At 51.3% G+C, this 24091-nt stretch carries 21 protein-coding genes and 1 pseudogene; 15 read left to right on the top strand and 7 right to left on the bottom strand.

Annotation, left to right across the window (positions count from 1 at the left end; all coding sequences use genetic code 11):
- Nucleotides 1-127: 127 nt before the first annotated feature.
- The 5 genes from BQ7397_RS07560 to BQ7397_RS07535 form a co-directional block, all read right to left on the bottom strand.
- Nucleotides 128-1281 (bottom strand): IS3 family transposase gene (locus tag BQ7397_RS07560; RefSeq protein ID WP_470207156.1). Its coding sequence is split into 2 segments (ribosomal slippage): nt 128-1000 and nt 1003-1281, totalling 1152 coding nucleotides; the frame shifts between segments, so codons are not numbered across the junction.
- Between the two features lie 488 nt (nt 1282-1769).
- The gene (locus BQ7397_RS07550; protein ID WP_077075489.1) at nt 1770-3101 is read right to left on the bottom strand and encodes an IS3 family transposase; all 1332 of its coding nucleotides are present in this window, start codon (nt 3099-3101) and stop codon (nt 1770-1772) included.
- Nucleotides 3102-3559: 458 nt separating this feature from the next.
- Nucleotides 3560-4438: a DMT family transporter gene (locus BQ7397_RS07545; protein WP_077075488.1), complete on the bottom strand. Its 879-nt coding sequence runs from the start codon at nt 4436-4438 to the stop codon at nt 3560-3562.
- A gap of 14 nt (nt 4439-4452) precedes the next feature.
- A complete protein-coding gene (locus tag BQ7397_RS07540) occupies nt 4453-6054 on the bottom strand; it encodes a hypothetical protein (RefSeq protein ID WP_077075487.1) in 1602 nt (533 codons plus the stop codon).
- Complete coding sequence (locus BQ7397_RS07535; protein WP_077075486.1) at nt 6041-6763, bottom strand: ABC transporter ATP-binding protein; 723 nt, start codon at nt 6761-6763, stop codon at nt 6041-6043. The genes BQ7397_RS07540 and BQ7397_RS07535 overlap by 14 nt, the downstream gene beginning before the upstream one ends.
- A 126-nt stretch (nt 6764-6889) precedes the next feature.
- Between BQ7397_RS07535 and BQ7397_RS07530 the strand changes: the two genes are divergently transcribed.
- From BQ7397_RS07530 to BQ7397_RS09030, 10 genes are all read left to right on the top strand, one after another.
- Nucleotides 6890-7477: a thymidine kinase gene (locus BQ7397_RS07530; protein ID WP_077075485.1), complete on the top strand. Its 588-nt coding sequence runs from the start codon at nt 6890-6892 to the stop codon at nt 7475-7477.
- Nucleotides 7474-8394: a carbohydrate kinase family protein gene (locus BQ7397_RS07525; RefSeq protein WP_077075484.1), complete on the top strand. Its 921-nt coding sequence runs from the start codon at nt 7474-7476 to the stop codon at nt 8392-8394. Before BQ7397_RS07530 ends, BQ7397_RS07525 begins: the two co-directional genes overlap by 4 nt.
- Nucleotides 8381-9310 carry a pseudouridine-5'-phosphate glycosidase gene (locus BQ7397_RS07520; RefSeq protein WP_200801213.1) on the top strand — a complete coding sequence of 310 codons (930 nt, stop codon included), beginning with the start codon at nt 8381-8383 and terminating at the stop codon, nt 9308-9310. The genes BQ7397_RS07525 and BQ7397_RS07520 overlap by 14 nt, the downstream gene beginning before the upstream one ends.
- Before the next feature lie 128 nt (nt 9311-9438).
- The gene (locus BQ7397_RS07515) at nt 9439-9978 is read left to right on the top strand and encodes a helix-turn-helix domain-containing protein (RefSeq protein ID WP_077075483.1); all 540 of its coding nucleotides are present in this window, start codon (nt 9439-9441) and stop codon (nt 9976-9978) included.
- 10 nt (nt 9979-9988) lie between these two features.
- Nucleotides 9989-11023, top strand: coding sequence for an ABC transporter ATP-binding protein (locus tag BQ7397_RS07510; RefSeq protein WP_077075482.1), 1035 nt, complete (start codon nt 9989-9991; stop codon nt 11021-11023).
- On the top strand, nt 11023-11856 hold the full coding sequence (locus BQ7397_RS07505; protein WP_077075481.1) for an ABC transporter permease: 834 nt from the start codon (nt 11023-11025) through the stop codon (nt 11854-11856). The genes BQ7397_RS07510 and BQ7397_RS07505 overlap by 1 nt, the downstream gene beginning before the upstream one ends.
- On the top strand, nt 11846-12625 hold the full coding sequence (locus tag BQ7397_RS07500; protein ID WP_417875269.1) for an ABC transporter permease: 780 nt from the start codon (nt 11846-11848) through the stop codon (nt 12623-12625). The genes BQ7397_RS07505 and BQ7397_RS07500 overlap by 11 nt, the downstream gene beginning before the upstream one ends.
- A gap of 1 nt (nt 12626) precedes the next feature.
- Nucleotides 12627-13667 carry an ABC transporter substrate-binding protein gene (locus BQ7397_RS07495; protein WP_077075480.1) on the top strand — a complete coding sequence of 347 codons (1041 nt, stop codon included), beginning with the start codon at nt 12627-12629 and terminating at the stop codon, nt 13665-13667.
- 29 nt (nt 13668-13696) lie between these two features.
- The gene (locus BQ7397_RS07490) at nt 13697-14890 is read left to right on the top strand and encodes an NAD(P)/FAD-dependent oxidoreductase (protein ID WP_077075479.1); all 1194 of its coding nucleotides are present in this window, start codon (nt 13697-13699) and stop codon (nt 14888-14890) included.
- An 80-nt stretch (nt 14891-14970) separates the two neighbouring features.
- A protein-coding gene (locus tag BQ7397_RS09030) for an IS3 family transposase (protein ID WP_417874995.1) occupies nt 14971-16397 on the top strand; the annotation gives its coding sequence in 2 pieces (ribosomal slippage) (nt 14971-15541 and nt 15541-16397; 1428 coding nt in all).
- 100 nt (nt 16398-16497) lie between these two features.
- Here BQ7397_RS09030 and BQ7397_RS07475 read toward each other — a convergent pair.
- The gene (locus BQ7397_RS07475) at nt 16498-16968 is read right to left on the bottom strand and encodes a hypothetical protein (protein WP_077075478.1); all 471 of its coding nucleotides are present in this window, start codon (nt 16966-16968) and stop codon (nt 16498-16500) included.
- A 125-nt stretch (nt 16969-17093) separates the two neighbouring features.
- On the opposite strand from BQ7397_RS07475, the gene BQ7397_RS07470 reads away from it, so the two are divergent.
- Together BQ7397_RS07470 and BQ7397_RS07465 are read left to right on the top strand one after the other, a co-directional pair.
- On the top strand, nt 17094-18122 hold the full coding sequence (locus tag BQ7397_RS07470) for a hypothetical protein (protein WP_077075477.1): 1029 nt from the start codon (nt 17094-17096) through the stop codon (nt 18120-18122).
- Nucleotides 18123-18230: 108 nt separating this feature from the next.
- Complete coding sequence (locus BQ7397_RS07465) at nt 18231-19328, top strand: BMP family lipoprotein (RefSeq protein ID WP_077075476.1); 1098 nt, start codon at nt 18231-18233, stop codon at nt 19326-19328.
- 53 nt (nt 19329-19381) lie between these two features.
- On the opposite strand, the pseudogene BQ7397_RS07460 reads toward BQ7397_RS07465, so the two are convergent.
- Nucleotides 19382-20368, bottom strand: a pseudogene (locus BQ7397_RS07460) (IS30 family transposase).
- Nucleotides 20369-20517: 149 nt separating this feature from the next.
- Here BQ7397_RS07460 and BQ7397_RS07455 point away from each other — a divergent pair.
- Genes BQ7397_RS07455 through BQ7397_RS07445 form a run of 3 tightly spaced genes read left to right on the top strand, consistent with a single transcriptional unit; the run spans nt 20518 to nt 24083 of the window.
- Nucleotides 20518-22047: an ABC transporter ATP-binding protein gene (locus BQ7397_RS07455; RefSeq protein WP_077075475.1), complete on the top strand. Its 1530-nt coding sequence runs from the start codon at nt 20518-20520 to the stop codon at nt 22045-22047.
- Nucleotides 22040-23152, top strand: coding sequence for an ABC transporter permease (locus BQ7397_RS07450; protein ID WP_077075474.1), 1113 nt, complete (start codon nt 22040-22042; stop codon nt 23150-23152). Before BQ7397_RS07455 ends, BQ7397_RS07450 begins: the two co-directional genes overlap by 8 nt.
- Entirely contained in the window at nt 23145-24083 is a 939-nt protein-coding gene (locus BQ7397_RS07445) for an ABC transporter permease (RefSeq protein WP_077075473.1), read from the top strand. The genes BQ7397_RS07450 and BQ7397_RS07445 overlap by 8 nt, the downstream gene beginning before the upstream one ends.
- Nucleotides 24084-24091: the final 8 nt, after the last annotated feature.

The raw sequence follows: 24091 nt of genomic DNA, 5'->3' as shown, positions 1-24091 counted from the left end.
GCCGACTTAATATTTTCAAGATACTTTTTTCGCTTAAAATCTGTTCTTTCACGGCTTTGAGACCAGGGGAAGGGCCCAGGGCGTTGCGATTCGCCCTGGAATGGCAACAGTTTTTTGGACACTTTTGTCAAGGTGTCGCTCGAACGACGGGCTTGCTTTTTATACTCTCTCTTTCTCGGTATGCGAGAGGGGTCATGTTTTCAAGGCTTGTATGTCTTCGCTCGCTGTTCCACCATTGAATGTAACTGCTGAGTTTCTCCCTTAAGTCATGTAGGCTTTGAAAGGTTTCTCTCTCTAAAAATTCTGTTTTGAAGCTCTTAAATATGTTTTCTGCCACGGCGTTGTCGTAAGGATTGCCGGGACGGCTCAGTGAGCGTTTGATGTGGTTGGCTTTTAAGAGGGCACGTATATGGTTGTTATCGAATTCTTTCCCTCGGTCGGTATGAAAGCAGCCGATGGCTTCTAACGGATAGGGGATGGTGTCGAATGCTTGTTGTATGAGGGCAGAGTCGCGACGTAAGCCGCAGGAGTAGCCGATGACTTCACGATTGAAAAGATCAGTGATGGCACAAACGTAGGCCCAGCGCTGATGGATGCGAACATAGGTCAAATCTGAGACGATGACTTCTAACGGCTGACGTTGACTGAATTCGCGGTTGAGCGCGTTGTGTATTTGCTCTTCGTTTTTCTTTGAAGGATGGTGTCTGTACTTTGCTTTGGTGTAAACGGAAACCAAATGAAGTTTCTTCATAATGGCGCGAATTCGTCGCCTGGAGGCGACGATGTTTTCCGCTTCTAATTCACTTTTTATCTTGCGTGCGCCATAGACGTTGCGACTTGCACGAAAGATGGCACGGACCTTGATCTCCAGATCGATTGCATCATCGGAGAGAGCTTTCGGCCGGTAGTAATAAGCGGAACGGCTGATGCCTAGTACTCTACAAAGCGCTGATACCGGGTATTTGTGTTTCAAACGATCGATGACGTATCGTTTTTCTCCGCAAGTATCAGCGCGGCCTGCTTTAAAATATCATTCTCCATCTTGAGCCGTTGAATCTCTTTGCGTAAGGCAATCTTCTCCTGGTCCGATTCACTTAACGACACCGTCTCTTTGAAGGTACCGGTGGTACGGAATTGGCTAACCCAGCGGTCAAAGGCTGAAGGGGTTAATGAATATTTCTGAATGATTTCTTGTCGACTCATGCCTTCTTCATAAAGATCCACCACGTGCTGCTTGAACTCGTCTGAAAAGGCTCTTCTTTTTCTAGGTGCTTTATCCATTTGATCCTCCTTGTTGATCATAAGATACCACACCTTAAGGAAACTGTCCTAATTATTGTAGCCTATCCACCCTCTGCCCCTTCCCCGGGGCCCCATCCCCTTCCACCCACAAACGCCTTTTGGCAGTGCAAATGCCTGACGGCATTTGATTCCTATTGGGATGTGTTGCGGAAGATAGAATGTGAGATGGCCGATTAATCGGATGAGTTTAGTTCATGCGTCATTCGTAAGTGAGCGAGCGAAAAATGGAAGGTGATCGCTCAAAGGGGCAGGGGCTGCGGATTATCAGTGAGGCCAGTCACCTGCATAGTGCCGCTTAGCCCTTGTGACATGGGCGACCTATCGCGACGAAGAAAAAGGTAATAAATAGAAAATGCCGCAGGCATTTTCTAACCAATTACACGCGGCCAGAAAGGGGGCAAGGGGTCCCGGGGACGGGGGAAATGCGGCCTTCTAAGGCGGACCCGCTTATTTGGACACGTCAACCCCTATGCGTGGAGTAGTGTGGAGCCGTATTCGTATGGCGTCATATCGCCGAGGCCTTCTTGGTATCGGCGGTAGCGGTAGTAGTTTATGTAGTCGCTGACTGCGGCTTCGATCTCTTGGTCGTCGGCGTTTTCGTCGAATGGGACTTCTTGTTTCATTTTGCCGAAGAAGGATTCGCAGGGTGCATTGTCCCAGCAGTTGCCTTTTCTTGACATGGATTGGATGAGGCCCATGGATTGGACGGTGTCCCGGAATTTTTTTGCTGTGTAGTGAACGCCTTGATCGGAGTGGATGATGGCGTTTTGGCTGTAGCCGCAGGCGCTGAGTTGCTCGAGGGTTTCGAGGACGAAGTCGAGGCTGTAGCTTGTGCTGGTTTTGTAGGCGACGGGTTCGTTGGTTTGGGCGTCGATGATGACGGAGACGTAGGAGAAGTGGCCTTGGTGTTTGATGTAGGTGATGTCGGTGAGGAAGAGTTTTCTCGCTTTGCCGGGCTTGAAGGCGCGCTTGACACGGTTCGGGGCGATTTTGCTTTCTTGGCCGTCGTTTTTCCGCTTGTCGTAGGGCCGTGCTTTTTTCACAGGGCACTTGAGTTGATATTTCCGCATGATGCGTTGAATTTTTTTGCGGTTGTAGATGATGTCGTAGTCGTTTTTCAGAACCATGCGAAGGGAGCGGCTGCCTTTGTGGTAGTATTTGCCGCTATGGTCATAGGCTTTTTGTATGAAGTACAGGGCTTCTCGATCTGCTTCTTCTCTTCGTTGCCGGTTTTCTTTGCTGGCTTTATAGTAGTAATAGGTGCTCCTAGGCAGTTGAAGATTTTCGCAAAGGGCTTTGATGTTAATGGCTTTTCCGTAGGTTTCGACGGTTTCTTCGATGATTTTACAGAGATCAGTCGTTCCATATACCTTCTTGTCGCATCGCCTCCTTCCTCGCCAGCCAGCTTTTTTTAATGCTTCGATCTCCGCGGCTTGTTGTTGAATGATTTTTTCTTGCTTTGCCAGTTTGTCTTTGGCTTTTTTCATGTCGTCGATGGCATCGATGGCCTGCAGGGCTTCTTTTGCGGCTTCTTGGTCAATTGATGCGAGAATGGTGTCCCGAATGTGGCGCTCTTTCCATCGCGCAGTGGCTCGTTCGATGCGTTTGTCGCCTAAGATTTCCAGGTCAAAGCCGGCTTCAACGAAGATTTGTTTAGGCCGCTTGCCCTTGGTTAGCGCTTCAATGAAGTGTTTTTTAAATTCGGCCGTATAGAAAATGCATTGATCGTTGACTGATTTGACATTTGGATTGGTGCGTAAGATGGCTTGCTCTTCAGCGGTTAGTTTTCCTCGTCCCATGGTTTCCCTCCTTAATTGAATTATACACGATTTAAGGTAGGGGGAATGTCCAAATCTTGGCGACCGGGTTACTTCGCTCTGAGCCCTTTCCCCCGTCCCCGGGTTTAAAAGCCATGAAAGATTGGAATTTTAAATAAAAAAAGCAACCTGAATACATTAAGTTGGCTATGCAATTTAAATTCGTGGCCCCTGTGGGTTGAGGGCGAATCGCAACGCCCTAGCCCCTTCCCCGGGTCTAAAAGCCGTGAAAGAATGAATATTTAAGAAAAAACGTAATTTGATTATAAAAAGACAGTTACGCAATTAAAATCGGGTCTCGGCGGGATTTCCCCCGTCCCCGGGTTTAAAAGCCATGTAAGAATGAATTTTGAGCGAAAAAGTATCTTGGCTATAAGAAGAAAAAAGTAGCCACTAAAAAATCCATTGGGGATCTTTCTCCCAATGGATTTTTTCTGTCGTCATTGTATTTGTCTTTTCTTTTCCAGGCTATTTAGGATAATGGGCAAGGTAAGGCCTACGATGATGCAGGCGATGCCCAGGAGTTTATAGACGGAGATGGTTTCGCCTAGCAGTGTCGTGCCCATAATGGTGGCGCAGAGGGGGTTCAGTGCACAGAACATGCCCGCTCGTTCAGGGGTGGTGTGTTGTTGCGCCACGGGCTGCAGGGTAAAGCCGAAGCCGGTGCAGACGACGGCGAGGGCGAGGATGGCCGTCCATTCCGTTTGGCTTTGAGGCATTTGGGGCGTTTCCAGTAAAAAGGTGGCTGCCGTGGAGAAGATAAAGATCCAAAAGACCTGCAGATAGCCCAGCTGAAAGGAATTGTCTCTGCTTGCTGCGTAGCGGGCGGTCAAGAGGATGACCACGGCGTAGCTTACTGCCGCTAAGAGGGCGTAAATTTCGCCGCGGGACAGGGAGAGGCCGCCGGGGTTATAGGTTAAAAAGCCGACGCCCAAGACGGTCACGGCGATGCCGATGAGGGCACTTTTCGTGGGCAGGCTGCGAGTGGTAATGGCGATTAGTATGGGCACGATGACGATGGATGTATTTTCCAAAAACGCCACGGTAGATGCCGCTGCCGTCTTCAGTGCCATAAATTCAAAGGCCATGACGGCAAAGAATGCCACGCCTAAAACGGTGCCGTGGGCAAAGGTGCTTCGCGTCATGGGGTGAAGCTTTTTAAAAAACAGTGTCGTGAGTAGAATCGTGGCGATGGTAAAGCGGACGGACAGAAGATTGAAGACGTCCAGTCCCTGCATGCCGATTTTTATAAAGTAGTAGCTCGTGGCGCGGGCGATGATGACGGCGGCCAAGAGTATAGATGCGCTTTTTTCGCTCATTAATACCTCCGTAGTTATTGATGATAGACGGTGATGTCTCGGGTGAGAAAATAGAGTACCACATTGCCCGCCACAAAGATGATGGTGAGCAGGGAAGCATAGAGAAGGGGTGCCTTGGTCATGACGCCGACGCCGATGAGCAGAATGGCGAAGCTGACCAGGAGGCTGCCCAGGCCCGAGAAGAAGGATTGTTTTGAATTTTTCGCCAGCTCTTGAGGATTGGTCCAGTTGTAGTTGGCAAACTTCCAGTCGAAAAAGAGGGAGATGCCGTTGATCAAGAGGGCGTAGGCCAAGGGCCCTATGAGATAAAAGGGCAGGTAGACAGGCGCCGGCCTCAGATTGACGACGAGGAGCAGCCAGGCGATGAGATAAGCCGGGACGATGAGGCTTGCGGCCATAAGGAGCTTGCCGAGAAAAATTGATTGGCCCTTTAGGGGCAGGGCATAGGTGTTGTAGGCGCCGAGGCCCTCCAGAGAGAAGCTGAAGCCTCCGAGATTCATCATACCGGCGAGACCCGTGAGAATTAAAAAGATCGCGGCGTCGGGGGAGACGAAGCTCTGGCTGTTTAAAAAGCCCAGAAACATTTCCTTCACGGCGGGCACGAAGAGAATGGCCGCGAGAATGACCGGGAGCAGTGTGCCGAAAAAGCTGTTAAAGGCCACGGCACTGTTGGAGAAAAAGAGGCGCCGTTCTTTTCGAATGAGGGCGGCATATTTTTTTCGCACCTTATAGTCGTCGCTCTTCACGGCCTTGACCGTGCCGCGAGGGGCCAGGCTTTCGCTGATGGCAAAGAAATTTTTCGCCATGTAGTTAAGAAAGGCGTAGTATATGAGCCCCGTCAGAAGAATAAAGACGAAGATAAGCCACAAATGATGATTCAGGGCAAAGGATACGGGCCGTGCCGCAGCGGGCAGGCGATTGTAAAAGCCCATGAAGACGATAAGGTCTTTAAAGTCCCGTGCCAGCTCCGTGTAAAAGCCTATCATAAAGACGACGAAGAGGAGAAAGCCGAAGAAAGTCTTTACGCCTTTCGACAGCTGAAGGCGGCTGTTGCCTTTCGCCAAGGCGATGCGCAAAAAGCAGCCCAGGCATTCGCCTAATTGATTGGCGCAGAAAAACACCACGAGGACGAGAAGGGCCTTGAAAAAGGAGCCCGTGGCTACCTTGGTGAGAATCATAGAAGGCAGGGTAAATGCCAAGACCAAGGGCAGACTGAATACCGCCGGGCCCGTGTTTTTTGAAATAAGAATGAGCCGCGTATCCACGGGCATACTCCACAAGGTGGATTGGTCGAAGTCGTTGAAGTAGATATTTCGAATTTGAATAAAGGAAATGATCACGCTGGCGAGAAAAAATGCGAGGGCCATGACGTCCATGGAGGAAAGAATCCCAGCATCGCTTAGTAGCTCCGCCACGGAAATCGTGCCGGCGGAGCCGGTGTTGGCCTCGATAACCGCCATGGAGCCGAAGAGGGGCAGAAGCCCGCCGATCCAAAAGTAGCCCCAAAGGGAGAGAAGGTAGATAAAAATACCGAAGGCCTTTTTCTTTTTCCCCTGGGTAAATTGATTAAAGGTGCGCTTTCTCTCCAGCCGATTTAAAAGCCTAAGCTTGTCCATGGCTTTGCATCCTTTCCATGAACAGATCCTCCAAGCTGCCCTTTTCAAGCACCTCTTCTGTGGGGCCGAAAAAGACCAAATGGCCTTCGCGAATAATGGCCACCTTGTTGCACAGCTTTTCCGCCACCTCCAAGACGTGGGTGGAGAAGAGAATCGTGGTGCCTTTTTCCGCCGCCATGGTCTTAAAGGTTTCCCGAATGGATTTCGTCGCCATGGGATCCAGGCCTACGAAGGGCTCGTCCAAGACGATGAGCTTGGGATCGTGGATCAAGGCGGCGATAAGGGCCAGCTTTTGCTGCATGCCGTGGCTGTAATTGTCGATGCTCTCGCCTAAGCGGTCGCGAATGGCGAAGAGATCGGCGTAATACTCGATGCGGTCTCTGCGGGTTTCGTAATCCAGCTCAAAAATATCTGCGATGAAATTTAAATACTCGATGCCTCGCATAAATTTATAAAGCTCCGGATTGTCCGGCACGTAGCTGTAAAGCTTTTTCGCCTCAAGCGGTTCCTTCTCGATGTCGTGGCCGCCGATTAAAATCCTTCCGCCGTCGAAGGGGATCAGCCCCAGGGCGGATTTAATGGTGGTGGTTTTTCCGGCGCCGTTGGATCCGATAAAGGCGCAAATGTCCCCGGGATCCAATTCAAAGCTCAGGTCGTGAAGAATTTGTTTCTTGCCGTAAAATTTTATTAAATGTTCGATTTGAAGCATAAGTCCTCCTTTGAAAGTGATGGTAATCCTTAATTAGAATATAGTAGGGAAAGATACATTGCAAGAAAAATTGCGGGGGAGGCTATGGCGAGAATTGTGTTATAATTTCTCTTTGAGGAGGAAGAAATGCATCAGTACAGGGGACGATTAATTTTACATACGGGAAGCATGTTTTCGGGGAAGACATCGAGCTTGGAGCGGGAGGTGAAGCGCTTTCGCATCGCCGGCTACAACACGCTGGTATTAAAGCCTACGCTGGACACCCGCTTCATTCACTCCGCCATTACGAGCCACGATAACACCTCCCTCGAGGCCGTGGTGGTGGAAGATATCGACGGGGTCATGGAAGCGGCGGCCGAGCACAAGGCCGACGTGGTAGCTATCGACGAGGTGCAGTTTTTAGGCGGCGCGCCGGAAGAGATTTTGGCGGCCTTCGATACGTTGTTAGATGAGGGAAAGACCGTGGTCTGCGCCGGGCTTGACATGGATTACGAGGCCCATCCCTTCGAGATCGTCAAGGAAATTATGGCCGTGGCCGATTACGTGGAAAAGCACCACGCCGTCTGCGCCCACTGCGGAAGCGACGCCTGGGTCAGCCACCGCACCTCGGGAGAAGGGGGCCGGGTGGTCATCGGCGCCACGGAAAGCTACGAGCCGCTTTGCCGCGCCTGCTTTAAGCGGATAAAAAATCGCGGCGAAAGGGGGAAGGAATGAAAGTGAAACACGTGGTCGTCTTTGGCGGCTGCAATGTGGATATTAGCGGAAGGCCCTACGAGCATTTAGATCTTCACGACTCCATTCCCGGGGCCGTGGAGCTCAGCCCCGGCGGCGTAGGCAGAAACATCGCCGCCACTATCGCCCGCTTGGGCATTCAAACGGAGCTGGTGACGCCCTTCGGCGACGACGATAAGCGGGCCATGATTCTGGCACGAGCACCTGAAAATTTATCCTTCGCCCACGCCTTTACCTTCGAGGGCGCCTCCACGGGTAGCTATTTGGTTCTCTTGGATCAGGAAGGGGAGATGCACGCCGCGGTCAACGATATGGCGGTCATGGAAGAGCTGAGTCCCGAGCGGATAAAGGATCGCCGCGCCCTCGCGGAGGAGGCGGATTTCGTCGTAGTGGATGCCAATTTGCGGGAAGACACCTTGGCGGAAATTTTCTCCTGGAACATTCGAGCCGTGGTGGACGGCGTCAGCGCCGTGAAGGTAAAAAAATTTACCCCTTTCCTAAATCGGATCCATGTGCTAAAATGTAACATTCTGGAAGCGCAGGTGTTAAGCGGCCGGGGAAGCGACGATGTCGCCACTCAGGGCGCGGCCCTAAGGGACGCGGGTGTGGACTATGTGGTGATTACGGCAGGTGCCGACGGCGCCTATCTGTTTAAAGACGGCGACATGACCCACTTTACATCCACCCCCATGACCATTCGGGGAGCCACCGGCGCCGGGGATGCCTTTTGCGCCATGTTGACGGCTGAGATGGCGAAAGGTAAAAGGATTGACCATGCCGTTGTCGGCGCCATGGCCGCCTCGCGGATGGTGCTGAAAAGCGATCAAAGTGAACTTCCTTTCTTTATTGAGAAGGATTGGGAAAAAGAGAAACAGGAGATTCATTATGAAAGAAACTAATTTGAAGCAGTACATGGACATCGCCCCGGAAGTACAAAAGGCACTGGACAATCACGAACCGGTGGTGGCATTGGAATCCACCATTATTTCCCACGGCATGCCCTATCCGAAAAACGTGGAAATGGCCAAGCACTGCGAAGCCATTTTAAGAGACGCAGGCGTGACCCCTGCCACTACGGCCATTATCGGCGGCCGCATTAAGGTAGGCCTCACGGAAGAAGAAATCGAATTTATGGCCACCTCCGACGACATCGTAAAGAGCTCCACTCGGGACTACGCCCACATCGTTGCCCAAGGGTTAAACGGCGCCACCACCGTGGCCACCTCCGTTCTGACGGCTCGGCTCGCAGGCATTCCCATTCTCGTCACCGGTGGCATCGGCGGCGTGCACCGCGGCGCTCAAACTACCATGGACATCTCCCGCGACCTGCAGGAAATCGCGGGCACGGACATCGCCGTGGTCTGCGCCGGCTGCAAATCTATTTTGGATATCGGCCTAACCCTGGAATATTTGGAAACCTTCGGCGTGCCGGTGATCGGTTATGAAACGGAAGAGATGCCCGCCTTCTTTACCCGCAGGAGCGGTCACAAGCTGGACTACCGCTACGACGATCCCGCGGACATCGCCAAGCTCATGAAGACGAAATGGAATTTAGGTATCGACGGCGGCATCGTCGTGGCCAATCCCATTCCCGAAGCCGACGCCATGGACGAAGAGGTCATTAACGCCGCCATCGAAAAGGCATTGGTCGATGCGGAAAAAGAAGGCATCTTCGGCAAGGCATCCACGCCCTTCTTGCTCCAACGGGTGCTGGAGGTTACCGGCGGCAGCAGCTTGGAAGCGAACATCGCCCTGGTTTACAACAACACGAAGCTGGGCGCGGCCGTCGCCAAGGCCTATAGCGAAAACAAGTAAAAACAAATTTTCGGCTCGCAGAAAGTCTGCGGGCTTTTTTTATTTCCCGGATCTATTGACCCACGTGAGCAGAGCGACTATAATACGATTGTTGTTTAGTAAATTAATCTTAAAGTTTAGTGGTGATTATGAGCATAGGACAAAAGATTCGTCGCCTGAGGCAGGTGCAACAGCTGACCCAGGAAGAGCTGGCCCAACGCAGCGAGCTCACCAAGGGATTTATTTCCCAAGTGGAGCGGGACTTGACCAGCCCCTCCGTGGCGACATTTTTAGATATTTTAGAAGCACTGGGCGTCTCCCCCAACGATTTTTTTAAAGACGGAGAAGAGGGGCAGATCGTCTTTTCGGAAGAAGACGCCTTCTCCTTCGAAGACGAAGAGGGGGGCTACGGCGTGGACTACATCGTCCCCAATGCCCAAAAAAATTCCATGGAGCCCACTCTGTGGCGCATTGCGCCCATGGGCTCTTCCAAGGTGTTGAGCCCCTTCGAAGGGGAATTTTTCGCCTATATTCTTTCCGGGCGATTGGATTTCTGTCGCGGCGACGACGTCTATTCCGTGGAGGCGAAGGATACGATCTACGCCACCGGCGATGCGCCCTGTTTTTTCAGGAACCTATCCCGGGACGAGGCCACGGTGCTGTGGGTTAGCAACCCGCCGAATTTTTAGGAGGTGACAGGTGAGCGGATTAATCGAGATTAAAGGAATCAAAAAAGCCTTCGACGACACGCAGGTGCTGGAGGGCATCGACTTAAATGTTAAGGACGGAGAGTTTTTAACGCTCCTAGGCCCCAGCGGCTGCGGCAAGACCACCCTTTTGCGCATCATCGCCGGCTTCGAAACCGCCGACGAGGGGGAGCTTTTATTTAACGGAAAAGATATGTTTCAAATGAAGCATTACGAGCGGCCGGTAAACACGGTGTTTCAAAAGTACGCCCTGTTTCCACATTTAAACGTCTACGACAATGTGGCCTTCGGCTTGAAGCTGAAGAAGCTGCCGAAAGCAACCATCGACCACCACGTGCAGGAAATGCTGGAGCTGGTAAATTTGCCCCACACGGCGAAGCGAAACATCCAGTCCCTTTCCGGCGGGCAGCAGCAGCGCATCGCCATCGCCCGCGCCCTGGTCAACGACCCGAAGATTCTGCTCTTAGACGAGCCCTTAGGCGCCTTGGACTTAAAGCTGAGAAAGCAAATGCAGTTCGAGCTGAAGCGCATTCAGGAGCAGGTAGGCATTACCTTTATCTACGTCACCCACGATCAGGAAGAGGCCCTGAGCATGAGCGACACGGTAGTGGTCATGAAAGACGGCGCCGTGCAACAGATCGGCACGCCGACGGATATTTACAACGAGCCGAAAAACGCCTTCGTCGCCAATTTTATCGGCGAAAGCAATATTATTCGCGGCCGCTTTGTGGAGGATAAATTAATTTCCTTCTACGGCAGAGAATTTCAATGTGTGGACAAGGGCTTTGAAAAAAATGCCCCTGTGCAAATCGTCATTCGACCGGAGGATGTGGAGCTGAAGCCGGGAAGAGACGATCTCCTTCAGGGCAAGGTCATCTCCACGGTCTTTAAAGGCGTTCACTACGAAATGATTTTGGAGGTGGAAGGGGAGAAGTGGATGGTGCAATCCACCGTGGCCCGGGAGCCCGACGACGTGTTGGGAATCTACGTGGAGCCCGATAACTTCCACGTCATGGGAGACGAGTGATGAGAAGATACGCATCGGCCTACATCGTTTGGGCCATCTTATTTATCGTCCTGCCTCTGGTTCTCGTTCTCTTCATGAGCTTTAACGGCGAGAGCACCATGAGCATGGGGGACTACCGCTTCTCCACGGAGCAGTTCGCCCGCTTCTTTCAGCCGCTGTACCTGAGAATATTGTGGCGTTCCGTCGTCCTCGCCACCATGTCCACGGCGGCCTGCCTCTTGGTGGGCTACCCGGCGGCCTACGCTATTTCAAAAACCAAGCCCAAGACGAGCTCCATGCTGATCCTTCTCTTCGTCATTCCCATGTGGATGAACTTTCTCTTAAGGACCTACGCGTGGATTACCTTGCTCGGGCGAAACGGCGTCTTAAACAAGGTCTTTCACCTCATCGGCTTAGGGCCCTTCGACATGATGTACAATCAGGGCGCCATTCTCATGGGCATGATCTACAACTTCCTGCCCTTTATGGTGCTGCCCATTTACACGATTTTACAAAAGACGGACCGCTCCTATTTGGAAGCGGCGCAGGATTTGGGGGCGAACCCCGCCACGGCTTTTTTAAAGGTCACCCTGCCCCTGTCCCTGCCCGGGATTTACAGCGGCATACTCATGTGCTTTATTCCGGCCCTGTCCACCTTCGTTATTTCCTCCTTGCTCGGGGGAAACAAATACTATCTCGTGGGCAATATTATCGAGCAACAATTCAGGCTGACGGGCAATTGGCCCTTCGGCTCGGCCATCGCCGTCGTTTTAATCGCCATTTTACTGATCATGCTGTTTATCTTCAGGCAAATCGGCGACAAGGAGTCGAAAGGAGAACGCCGTGGGAAATAAAATCAGAAACGCCTATCTCGGGCTCATGCTTTTGTTTTTGTATCTGCCCATCGTGGTACTCATCGTCTTCAGCTTTAACGACACGAAGCTTCGCGGCGTGTGGGCGGGCTTTACCACCCACTGGTACACGGATTTATTTTCCGACCCCATTATTTTAAAGAGCTTTTACACCACCATCGTCGTGGCGTTGGTGGCGACGGTGATCTCCACCGTCATGGGCACCGTCTCCGCCATCGGCATACGCGCCTTTTCCAAAGGCCGTCAACGGCTGATCTTAAACATCAACTACCTGCCCGTGCTGAACCCGGACATCGTCACCGCCGTGGCCCTCATGAGCCTCTTCGGCTTCTTGGCCATGGAACAGGGCATGCTCACCATGATTCTGTCCCACATCGTCTTCTGTCTGCCCTATGTGATCCTCTCCGTGCTGCCGAAGCTGGATCAGCTGGACAAAAACACCGTGGAGGCAGCCTACGACTTAGGGGCCAAGAGCCACGAGGTGCTGCGCTACGTGGTGGTGCCGCAAATCAAACCGGGCATCGCCACCGGCGCTCTTATGGCATTTACTCTGTCCATCGACGACTTTATCATCTCCTTCTTCACCACGGGCCAAGGGGTGAGCAATCTGTCCATCGCCCTTTACTCCATGGCAAAGACCGGGATCAATCCATCCATGAACGCCCTGTCCACCCTACTCTTTATCGCCGTCCTCGTCCTTTTGCTCATCTTGAACAAGCGGGACATCGACCTGGTGGATTTCGAGGTGTAGCATGAGAAGATACACACTACTCATCTGCATCCTGGCCCTGGGCCTTTTGACGGCCTGCGGGAAAAGCGAGAGCAAGAAAGAAACCATTCACGTTTATAACTGGGGCGACTATATCGACATGGACACCGTCCGCCAATTCGAAAAAGAGACGGGGATCCGCGTCATGTACGACACCTTCGCCTCCAACGAAGACCTTTACGTGAAGCTGAAAAAATCCAACGATCCCTACGACGTCATCGTGCCCTCGGAGTACATGGTAGAGCGCATGATTCGAGAAGACATGCTTATGCCCTTGGACTACGACTTGATTCCAAACATGAAAAAGCTGGACAAGCGGATTCTGGACATGGACTACGACCCCGGGAACAAATTTACTCTGCCCTATTTTTGGGGAACCCTGGGCATCGTGGTCAACACCGATTACGTGAAGGAGCCCATCGATTCTTGGAGCGCCCTGTGGGATAAGAAATACAAAAAAGAAATCATTATGTACAATTCCCAACGGGATTCCATCGCCGTAGCCTTGAAATACTTGGGCTACTCCATGAACAGCCGCTCCGAGAAGGAATTGGAAGAGGCGAAGGAGGCCCTTATCGCACAAAAGCCCTTGGTCTACGCCTATCTGGCCGACGACGGCCGCGACGTCATGGCCCAAGGCGACGCCGCCCTCTCCGTCATGTATTCCGGCGACGCCGCCCTCATGCGGCAGGAAAACAAAGCCCTGGAATACGTCATTCCAAAAGAGGGGACCAATATTTGGTACGACTCCTTTGCCGTGCCCAAGAACGCGAAAAATCCCAAGGGGGCCATGGCCTTTATTAACTTCATGTCCCGCCCCGATATCGCGGCGAAAAACGCCGAGCACAATGTGGGTTACGCGTCTCCCATCCCCGAGGCCATCGCCCTTTTGCCAAAGGAGCTCAGAGAAGACCCGGTGGCTTATCCCGACATCGACAAGCTGCCGCCTTTGGAAGTTTACGGGGATCTCCACGATTTTGTGGAAGTTTATGATAGAATATGGACGGAAGTCACGGCAAGGTAAGTAAGAAAAAAATCAGGAGGGTGGTTCCATTGAAAACATACGACTACCTTATAATGGGAAGCGGCATCGCCGGCGTTACGGCGGCGAAAGAGATCCGCAAAAAGGATAAAGAAGGCAGCATCCTTCTCTTAGGCAACGAAAAAGAGCGGCCCTATTTTCGCATCGAGCTCACCGCATGCTTGAGTGAAGAAAATCCCGCCATACCCTATTTGGACAAAGAAGATTGGGCGGAAAAATTAAATATCGACACCAATTTCGACGCAGAGGTATCGGCAGTGGATTTCGACGCCATGACCGTTACCACGGAAAAAGGCGACAGCTATCAAGGCGAAAAAATCCTTCTTGCCAACGGCAGCCACGCCAACCTGCCTCCTTTTAACAACCGGGAGGTTAAGGGCGTCTTTACCCTGAGAAGCTGGGCCGACCTAATGGAAATCGAAAGCTATTTAAACGCCACGGAAGGCGAAAAGCGCATCGGCGTCATCGGCGGCGGCCTGTTAGGGCTGGAAGCGGCGAGAAGCCTTCAAAAGCGGGGCAATCTCGTGGCCATTGTGGACATGGAAGAATACCTGCTCTCTAAACAGCTGGATAGGGAGCTGGGCATGAGCCTGAACGAGGAAATGAAAGACCACGGCTTTATGGTCTACACCGATCGAAGCACCAAAGGCTTTATCGGCGACGATCACTTGACGGGCATCGAATTCGACGACGGCACCGTAGTGGATCTGGACATGGTCCTCGTTTCCATCGGCGTGCGGCCCAACACGGCCCTGTTTACCGACACGGGTCTCGAAGTAAATCGGGGCGTCGTCGTGGACAGAAGCCTGAAGACCAATAAAGAAAAGGTCTGGGCGGCAGGGGACGTGGCGGAAGTGGAAGGTCGATGCATGGGCATTTGGCCCGCCGCCCGTGCCATGGGCAAAGCCGCCGGCGCCAATATGGCGGGCGGCAATATGAGCTACGAAGATCCCAAGGTCTATACGAAATTGGACTTGGGCACCATCCAAATCTTCTCCGCAGGCATTATCGGCGAGGGCAACGTCTACTTCTACGACGACGGCCCTGCGCACCACCGCCTTTACGAAAAAGACGGCAAAGTCGTCGGCGTCATCCTCTACGGGGACACGAAAGCCATGAACACCTACCGCAAATTGGTGGAGGAGGGTGCGCCTATCGAAGAGGCACTCTCCGCCTTCTACGAATTTAACAAAGTAAATGCATAAAAAAAGATCCCCCGCGGGGGACCTGAGTGCACTGACCCCCAAAAGTTGGACCAAGAAATCCAACCTTTGGGGGTTTTTTAATGGCAAAATACAGTTATGAATTGAAGAGGGAAATTATTGAGGAATATTTGAATGGACACGCAGGTCATAAAATCCTGGCTAAGAAATACCAAATAGGCGTCTCACAAATTGAACGCTGGGTCAACAATTACAAACATTTTGGCGATGAAGGCTTAATGCGCTCTAGAAATAAACGTGAGTACAGTGTAGAGTTTAAGTTAGAAGCCATTACACGCTACGAAACGAGCGAATGCAGCTACCAACAACTGGCCCTTGAACTCGGTTTGACGAATCCGTCCATCATCGCCAAATGGCGCAGTCAGTATCGAGAGGATGGTATTGAGGGGCTGCAATCACATAAGCGAGGGAGACCTGTGACGAAGAAAGACGCCTGCAATCAACCACCGAAGTCTGCAACTAAGAAGGAGCCCCTTGATGTATCTACACGGGAGGCATTGGAAAATCGCATCAAAGAATTAGAAGCGGAGAATGAAATACTCACCATTCAAAAGCTATACCTGGAGGAGCTAAGGAGTTTGGCGAGGGAAGAAGCAATGAACAAAAGGCGAGGATCGTCGCCAAACTCCGAGAACAATTCCAACTAAAAAAGATTCTTGCCGCCATCAACTTCCCAAAATCCACCTTCATGTATTGGCAAAAAAAATGGAGCGAAGAAGACAAGGACCAAGCGTTAAAAGATGAAATCTTGGCCATCCGGCGCGAACACAAAGACTATGGCTACCGAAGGATCCATCTGGAGCTGAAGAATCGGGAGTGGGTGGTGAACAAAAAGAAAGTTCAGCGACTGATTCAAGACATGGGCCTTCAAGTCCGCGCCTATGGCAGAAAGTACAAGAAGTACAACTCGTACAAAGGCGTCGTCGGGAAAATCAAGAAAAATCGAATCAACCGCCGATTCAACACCTGTATCCCCTACCAAAAAATTACTACCGACACCACGGAATTCAAATACTACATCGAAGATCAAACTGGGAAACTTCAAACAAAGAAACTCTACCTCGATCCGTACATGGACATGTACAATCTGGAAATCATCAGCTACGTCCTCTCCGACCAACCCAACGGCGTCACCATGCTACGAGGCTTAGAAGAAGCCATCGAGCGAACCAACGGCTGTCCCTACCGGCGCACCTTCCACTCCGATCGCGGTTGGGGATACCAAATGACCGCCTATCAAGCCATGCTGAAAAAACATCACATCTTCCAAAGCATGTCCAGAAAAGGCAACTGCTACGACAACGCACCCATGGAAAACTTCTTCAGTGTGCTGAAAAGAGAAATCTACGACGGCTACGTCTACCGAAGCCGGCAAGAACTTGTGCGGGCCATCGAACACTTTATACGCTACTACAACAACGATCGAATCAAAGAAAAGTTAGGAGGCATGAGTCCGAAGCAATACCGTGAACGAATGAACGCAGCATAGAAGGAATGCTATGTAAAACAAAATCGAGCAAGCGAAATGCTTACTCGATTAAGTCCAACTTTATGGGGTCACTCTAGAGCTCGGCACCTGCCGGGCTTTTTTATTTGCTTTTTTCCCTTTTCATCGCCACCGCCGGCTTTAATTGCAGGCGGGAGCCGACGCAAATATAGACGAAGATATAGAAGATGGCATAGAATGCCTGCCACTGCGCGCCCTGATCGGCGTAATGCACGATGGCCAGGGGCACGAAGATCACGGTGGCTACGGCGAAGAGCACGGCCAAAAACAAATTCACCTTCGGTAGGAACACGGTGTTGTTTTTCTTCTTCAGGTCGTAGGGCTTTTTGTTTTTGCGAATGGCGGTAATTTCTTTACTGAACGTGGGGACGCCGACGAATAGCACGACGACGACGACGGCGATTCGCAAAAGGGCCGAGCTTTCCATCAGCTTCCCCGATTTGTCGTAAAGGGGAAAGAAGGGATGGATAAAGGCCAGAATGCTCATAGTGAGCAGAGCCAGGTAGTCGATGGCTTTCAGTATATTCAAAAATTTGATTTTATTCAGAATCATAGTAACCTCCGCTACAAGTATAGCACAGGGGGCATAAGGGTGAAACGGTTTTTCAATTTAGCGGTGATAAATGCTAAAGTATGTGGTATGATAAGAAAAAATAGTACGCACAAAGGGGGATGACTATGCAGAAACAATTGAAAAACGGAATTATATTTGTTGTTTTTTTATTACTGTGCTTTCTACTGACGTTTTCACCCCTGATGAAGGACAAGGCCGTTCTTTCGCCGACTGAGGCAAAAAACGCGGCCTTCGACGGTTTGATCTTCGACGATCCCACCGCCATCGACAGCTTACAAGTGACTCGGCGCATCGAAAAGGGCCCGAGGACGTTGTATCGCTACGATGTGAAATTCCACTATCAGGGAAAAGACAGCAGTGTGCGCGTTTTAGGTGTGCCCGTAAGAAATGTTTATTTGCCCAAGGGAGCCAACGGCTCCAAGAGCAAGGTGAAGCTCAAGGGCGAGTACGACAAGATCAACGGCGCGGTCTACGACAATTTGCAGATGAAAAAATTGTTAAACAAGGAGAAAATCACCTTCCAAGCTACATCGGAAATGCGCATCCCCTTGAGTGAAGAGGTGGAGGATTATGCCTTCACCATCGTCACCGATCCCGCGACGATTACCGCCTATACGGGAAAGACCGTGGCGGACATCGGCGTCTTTTTGACCAATGTGAAGATGGAAAAATTCTCAGACGCCTTGGGCATCGAGGACAAGGGTCTTCGCCCGGAAACCTCCACCAAGACCCAATCCGGCATCTACACAAATACCTTGGAGCTTATCGACGGAAAGGCCATGAGCCACATGAGTACGGCAAGGACCATAGCCATAGTCGCCGTCGTTGCTTCCGTGGTATGCGGACTGGCCCTCCTGCTTTTGGACAAGGGCAAGCTATTCCCCGTGGTTTACGTTGCCATGGTGCTTTTTGCCTTCGCTGTTCCCGTGGCCCGCTTAAAGGTGCCGAGCAATGTCGGTATTTTTATCGGCATGCCTATTCTGGCCTTTGTCGGCTACCTGCTCTTTAAGCTCATGTCCAGAGGTCGGCTGAAATTAAAATCCGTGGACCTCAGACAGGCATTGGGCATGGCCATCGCGGTCTTCGTCTTGGCGACCTATCTTTTCGCCGTCCCCAGAGGATTATATTTATAAAAATATTGCAGCACGCTTCGGCGTGCTGTTTTGTTTGAAAACCTTCCCTTATTGAAATTTTCAATGGCTCATACTATAATAAAGGCAGATCAAATTAAGGGGGAAATTATGAAAAAAAGATCGCTACTACTTGCAGTGATGATGCTGGCCATTTTTGTGCTTACGGCATGTGGCGGCGCGTCCGACAACAAAGCAGCTAACGATAACAAGGCTGCCAACAACAATGCCGCAGCTGATGCAGGCGACAAGAAAGACGGCAAAAAGTTAAAAATCGGCTTTGTAACCGATGAAGGCGGAATCAACGACCAATCCTTTAACCAAGGCGTTTGGGAAGGTCTGCAAAAGGTCCACGACGACTTCGGATTTGAAGTTTCTTACCAAGAATCCAAGGAAGCCAACGACTACGCGCCGAATATCGAAACCTTGCTCGAAGCAGGTAACGACGTCATCGTCGCCGCCGGCTTCAACTTAGGCGATGCCATGCTCGAAGCGGCCGAAGCCAATCCCGACGTTCAATTCTTAATCGTCGACTACGCTTATGAAAACGGTCCGGACAACCTGGCAGGTATTCAATTTAAAGCGGAAGAACCTTCCTTCCTCGTCGGCTACATCGCAGGTCTTACCACCGAAACCAACAAGGTCGGTTTCGTCGGCGGCCAAGAATCCACGGTTATTCAAGTCTTTGAATACGGCTACAAGGCCGGTGTGGACCAAGCAGCCAAGGAAAAAGGCCAAAAGGTCGAAGTGGTTAGCCAATACGTCGGCAACTTCTCCGACGCAGCTAAGGGCAAGAGCATCGCAACCAATATGTATCAACAAGGCTGCGACGTCGTCTTCCACGCCTCCGGCGGAGCAGGCGACGGCGTGATCGAAGCTGCTAAGGACCAAGACAAATGGGCTATCGGCGTCGACCGCGACCAAAACGACATCGCTCCCGACAACGTACTCACCTCGGCTATGAAACGTGCCGACAGCGCCGTATACAAGGTGCTTGAAGGCCTGTCCAAGGGCGAAGAATTCCCCGGCGGACAAAACCTGAGCTACGGCTTGAAGGACGGCGACACCGTCGATATCGCACCGTCCAGCGACAAGAACGTGAAACCGGAAATCCTCGAAAAGGTTAAAGCCATCAAGGAAAAGATCACCAAGGGTGAAATCAAGGTTCCTGCTTCCGCAGAAGAATACAAGAGCTTTGAAGCAAAATAAATTTGATCGCAAAAAAAGAGGGCATGGTCCCTCTTTTTTTATGCCTTGAATTGTCAAGTCAAGTGCAACTCTACTGAATGGTAAACTTCATAGGGCGTTTTCCAGTTTAAGCATTTACGTGGTCGACGATTGATCTCTTCTATTTTCGCTTCAATATAGCTATCTGATTGGTCAATATCTTTCGTTTTTGGAAAGTATTCTCTTAATAGACCATTTGTATTTTCGTTGGTCCCTCGTTGCCATGGGTGATGGGGCAGTGGGAAATAGAAGTCAACAAGAGACAGTTGCTGGGAGATCTCAGGATGTTTTGAGAATTCTTTCCCTCTGTCGGGAGTAATGCTTTGAAGGGGCTCATCCTTCAATAGTTCAATCATGGTTTGTTTAACACATTGGGACGTCTTCTTTGGAATTTTCCGACAAAGCAGGTAACGACTTTTCCGGTCAGTCAATGTGAGTAAGCATGCCCTGCCGGTTTTACCTGCCACCGTATCCGCTTTCCAGTCGCCTAAGCGCTGCCTTTTTTCAGCTGCATCCGGTCGTTCGGATATGGGATTGGTGATTGGAATTTTACCGCGTCTCTCTTCATAGGATTTGGTATGCCTTGTTTTTCCGCGATGTCTTAGTTTTCTAATACATCCTCTATTGCCCTTAGAGAGATTTGGCTCGTCAAAAAGGCCGGAATAAATGGCTCGATAAATCGTAGTGAAACTAATACTATAAACACTCTCTTCGTATTTTAAACGGGCAGCAATCTGTTCCGGAGACCACTGATGCTCTAAGAATAACGACTTTACCTTTTGGAAAAGGACGGTATCGTCTAACTTCTTTCGAGGACGACATACTTTTCTTCTAGTGGCCTAAAGTGCCTGTGCGTCACAAGGTAAATAACTTCCTTGTAAAGAGTTTCTCTTTATCTCACGGCAAATTGAGGATTTGTTGCGTCCTAACTTTGTTGCGATTTCAGATTGATTTAGGCCAATATCCATATAATGCTTTAGCAACTCACGCTCTTTTAGTGTAAAATGAAAATAGTGATTCATCGTTCCTCCTGGTTGATTGGTTTTCGTCGACATAATTTTACCAGAAAACGGTGAATCATTTTTTGTTGCACTTAGATTGTAAATTCAAGAACTTTAAAAAGCTGTCGCCTTTAGTGTATAATGAATCCATATGATGAAGGGGGTAGGAAATGGTTGAAAAGAAACTCGCGCCTGCCGTTGAGATGCGCGGGATAACGAAATTATTCGGCGACTTCAAAGCCAATGACGGCATCGATTTGGTCGTGGAAAAAGGCGAAATTCACGCCCTGCTCGGCGAAAACGGCGCCGGCAAGAGTACGCTGATGAATGTTTTGTACGGCTTATATAAACCGACCTTCGGCGAAGTCAAGATTCACGGCGAGGTCGTAGATTTTCAGGGACCGAAGGACGCCATTGGCCAAGGCTTGGGCATGGTGCATCAGCACTTTATGCTCTTTCAGCCCTTTACCGTCGTGGAAAATATTATTCTCGGCGAAGAGCCTACAAACGGCGTCGTCTTAGACAAGAAGACCGCCAGGGAAAAAGTGGTGGACCTATCCAATCGCTACGGATTGAAAATCGATCCCGATGCAAGGATCGAAGACATATCCGTGGGCATGCAGCAACGGGTGGAAATTCTAAAAGCCCTCTATCGCGACGCGGAAATTTTAATTTTCGACGAGCCCACGGCGGTGTTGACGCCGCAGGAAATTGAGGAGCTTATCGATATTATTAAGGCCCTGGCCGCCGAAGGCAAGAGCATCATTATTATTACGCACAAGCTCAAGGAAATTAAGGCCTTGGCGGAAAAATGCACCATTATTCGCCGGGGCAAGCGCATCGACACTGTAGACGTGGCGAAGATCACGGAGGCGGAGCTCGCCGAAATGATGGTGGGACGGGCCATTCAATTTAATGTGGATAAAAAGCCCATGGAAGCGGGGGAAGTGGCTCTTCACATCGAAAACCTTCACGTGAAAGACGTTCGCGGCGTGGAAGTGGTGAAGGGATTGAACCTGGAGGTCAGAAAAGGGGAGATCTTCGGCGTCGCCGGCGTCGACGGCAACGGACAAAGCGAATTTTTAGAAGCCATTACGGGCCTTAGAAAAATCGAAGCGGGCAAGGTGGTCATCGAAGGCAAGGATGTCACCCATGCCACACCGAGGGCCATTCGCGATGCGGGCATGAACAATATTCCCGAAGACCGGAACAAGCGCGGTTTGGTACAGGAATTTTCCGTAGCGGAAAATATGGTGCTCGACAGTTACGACGAGGCGCCCTATTCCTCCAAGGGGATCCTGCAGGATTCGGCCATTACGGCCCACGCCGACAAGCTAATGGAGTCCTTCGACATTCGGCCCAGAAAGAGCACCTACCTGGCGGGGGATCTTTCCGGGGGCAATCAGCAAAAGGTCATTCTCGCCAGGGAAATCGACGACGATCCCGACGTCCTCATCGCCGCACAACCGACGCGGGGCTTGGACGTGGGCGCCATCGAAAACATTCACCAATTTTTGGTACAACAGCGGGACAATGGCCGCGCCGTGCTTTTGGTCAGCTTTGAATTGGATGAGATTATGAGTCTGTCGGACCGCATCGGCATTATTTACGAAGGTTCCATTACAAAGACCTTTAAAGAAGGGGAAGCGGGCCAAAAAGAACTGGGCTACTATATGGCGGGAGGTGTGGATCATGAATAAAAAAATGCTTTATTACACCTGCATGTCCATCCTCTTGGGCTTGGTGGTCGGTGCCGCGATTTTCGCCGTCGTCGGCGTCAATCCCCTGGAAGCCTACAAGGTCATGGTCTTAGGTGCCTTCGGCAAGCCGAAGTTTGTTTCCTGGACCATTGTGGAAGCCGTGCCCATTATTTTAACGGGGATCGCCGTGGCCTTCGCCTTTCAAACGGGGATCTTTAACATCGGCGCGGAAGGCCAGTTTATTATCGGCAGCCTCGCCGCCGCCATCGTCGGCGTGGTCGTGACCCTGCCGCCCATCCTTCACGGCATCGTGGCCTTGCTTACGGGCATCGTCTTCGGCGGACTGTGGGGCGGTCTCGTGGGCCTGTTTAAGGCGAAGCGGGGCGTGAACGAGGTTATCTCGTCCATTATGCTGAACTGGGTGGCCTTTTATTTAAGCAACTATATGCTGACCAAATCTTTTTTAAGAAAGCCGGACAGCAATTATTCCTTTAACATTCAACCCTCGGCGAGCATTCGTATTTTAAACGAGTGGAAGCGCTCCGAAGCGGGCCGCGCCGTATTAAAAAACAACGAGTTTTTGCGGGGCATTTTAAATCCGCCCATTCACTGGGGGATTTTCATCGCCGTCATCGTGGCGGTTCTGGTCTGGTTTATTTTAAAGAAAACTACGCTGGGCTACCAATTAAAGGCCGTGGGCTTTAACCGCTTTGCGGCAGAATACGGCGGCATCGACATTAAGCGAAGCACCATGATCTCCATGGCCATCTCCGGCGGCCTGGCGGGCCTTGCCGGGGCGGTACAGGTCTTGGGCGTGTCCCAAAACATCGGCCTCTTGGCGGCACAACAGGGCTACGGCTTTAACGGCATCGCCGTATCCTTAATTGCGGCGAACCACCCCATCGCCTGTATTCCCTCGGGGATTTTGTTTGCGGCCCTAAGCTACGGCGGCGGCAAGCTGAATTCCGCTTTAAAGACCCCGTCGGAGGTCATTAACATCGTCATCGGCATTATCGTCCTGTTTATCGCCATGCCTCAATTTATGGATTGGCTGCGCACGCGCTTCGTACCGAAGAAAGAAAAAGGAGGGGAACAAATTGGATAATTTGCTTATGAGCTTTGCCGGCATTTTAGGCATTACGCTCCTTTATGCCGCTCCTTTGATCTACACGGCCATGGGCGGCGTGGTCAGTGAAAACACCGGCGTCGTCAATATCGGTCTCGAAGGAATGATGACCATCGGCGGCGTCGTCGGCGCCACGGTGGGCTACTACCTGGGCAATCCCTGGATCGCCTTTTTATGCGCCGGCTTCGGCGGCATGGGAATCGCCCTTCTCCACGGCATCGCCACCATTCACTTCGGTGCCGACCACGTGGTCAGCGGGACGGCGATCAACCTATTGGGACCGGGCCTTGCGATTTTTATCGCCCGCATGTTTTTCGACGGCGCGGCCATGACCAAGCCCATCCCTTTAAAAAATAAAATGCCTCGGGTGTTGAACCACGTCTTTAAGCCGGGAAGCGCATTGGATATTATTTTCGGCCAATACATTACGGTCTACATCGCCTTCGCCTTGGTGGCTCTGGTCTTCTTTATTCTCTACAAGACCAAGCTGGGCCTGCGCATTCGCTCCGTAGGCGAGCACCCTCACGCAGCGGAAACCTTGGGCGTGGACGTGTATAAGATCAAATACATCGGCGTGTTGACCTCGGGCTTTTTAGCCGGACTCGGCGGCGCCAGCTTGTCCCTCGCCGTGGTGGCCAACTTCCGTGAAACCTTAATCTCGGGCCAAGGCTTTATCGCTTTGGCGGCGGTTATTTTCGGCGGATGGAAGCCCCACACCACCCTTTTGGCCTGCCTCCTCTTCGGGGCGGCGGAAGGCTTGGTCATTTACATGGGCTCCACCTCCTTAAAGGTCGCGCCGGATTTATTGAGCATGCTTCCCTACATCATCACTATGTTCGCCATGATCGTCTTTGTCGGCGAAGCCCGCGGCCCCAGTGCCAACGGCATTCCCTATAAGCGTAACAAATAAGGGAGAAG

Source organism: Aedoeadaptatus urinae (genome assembly GCF_900155585.1).
In the GTDB taxonomy this organism is placed as follows: domain Bacteria; phylum Bacillota; class Clostridia; order Tissierellales; family Peptoniphilaceae; genus Aedoeadaptatus; species Aedoeadaptatus urinae.
The sequence above is the reverse complement of the archived record's forward strand: the minus strand, read 5'-3'. Positions and strand labels throughout refer to the sequence as shown.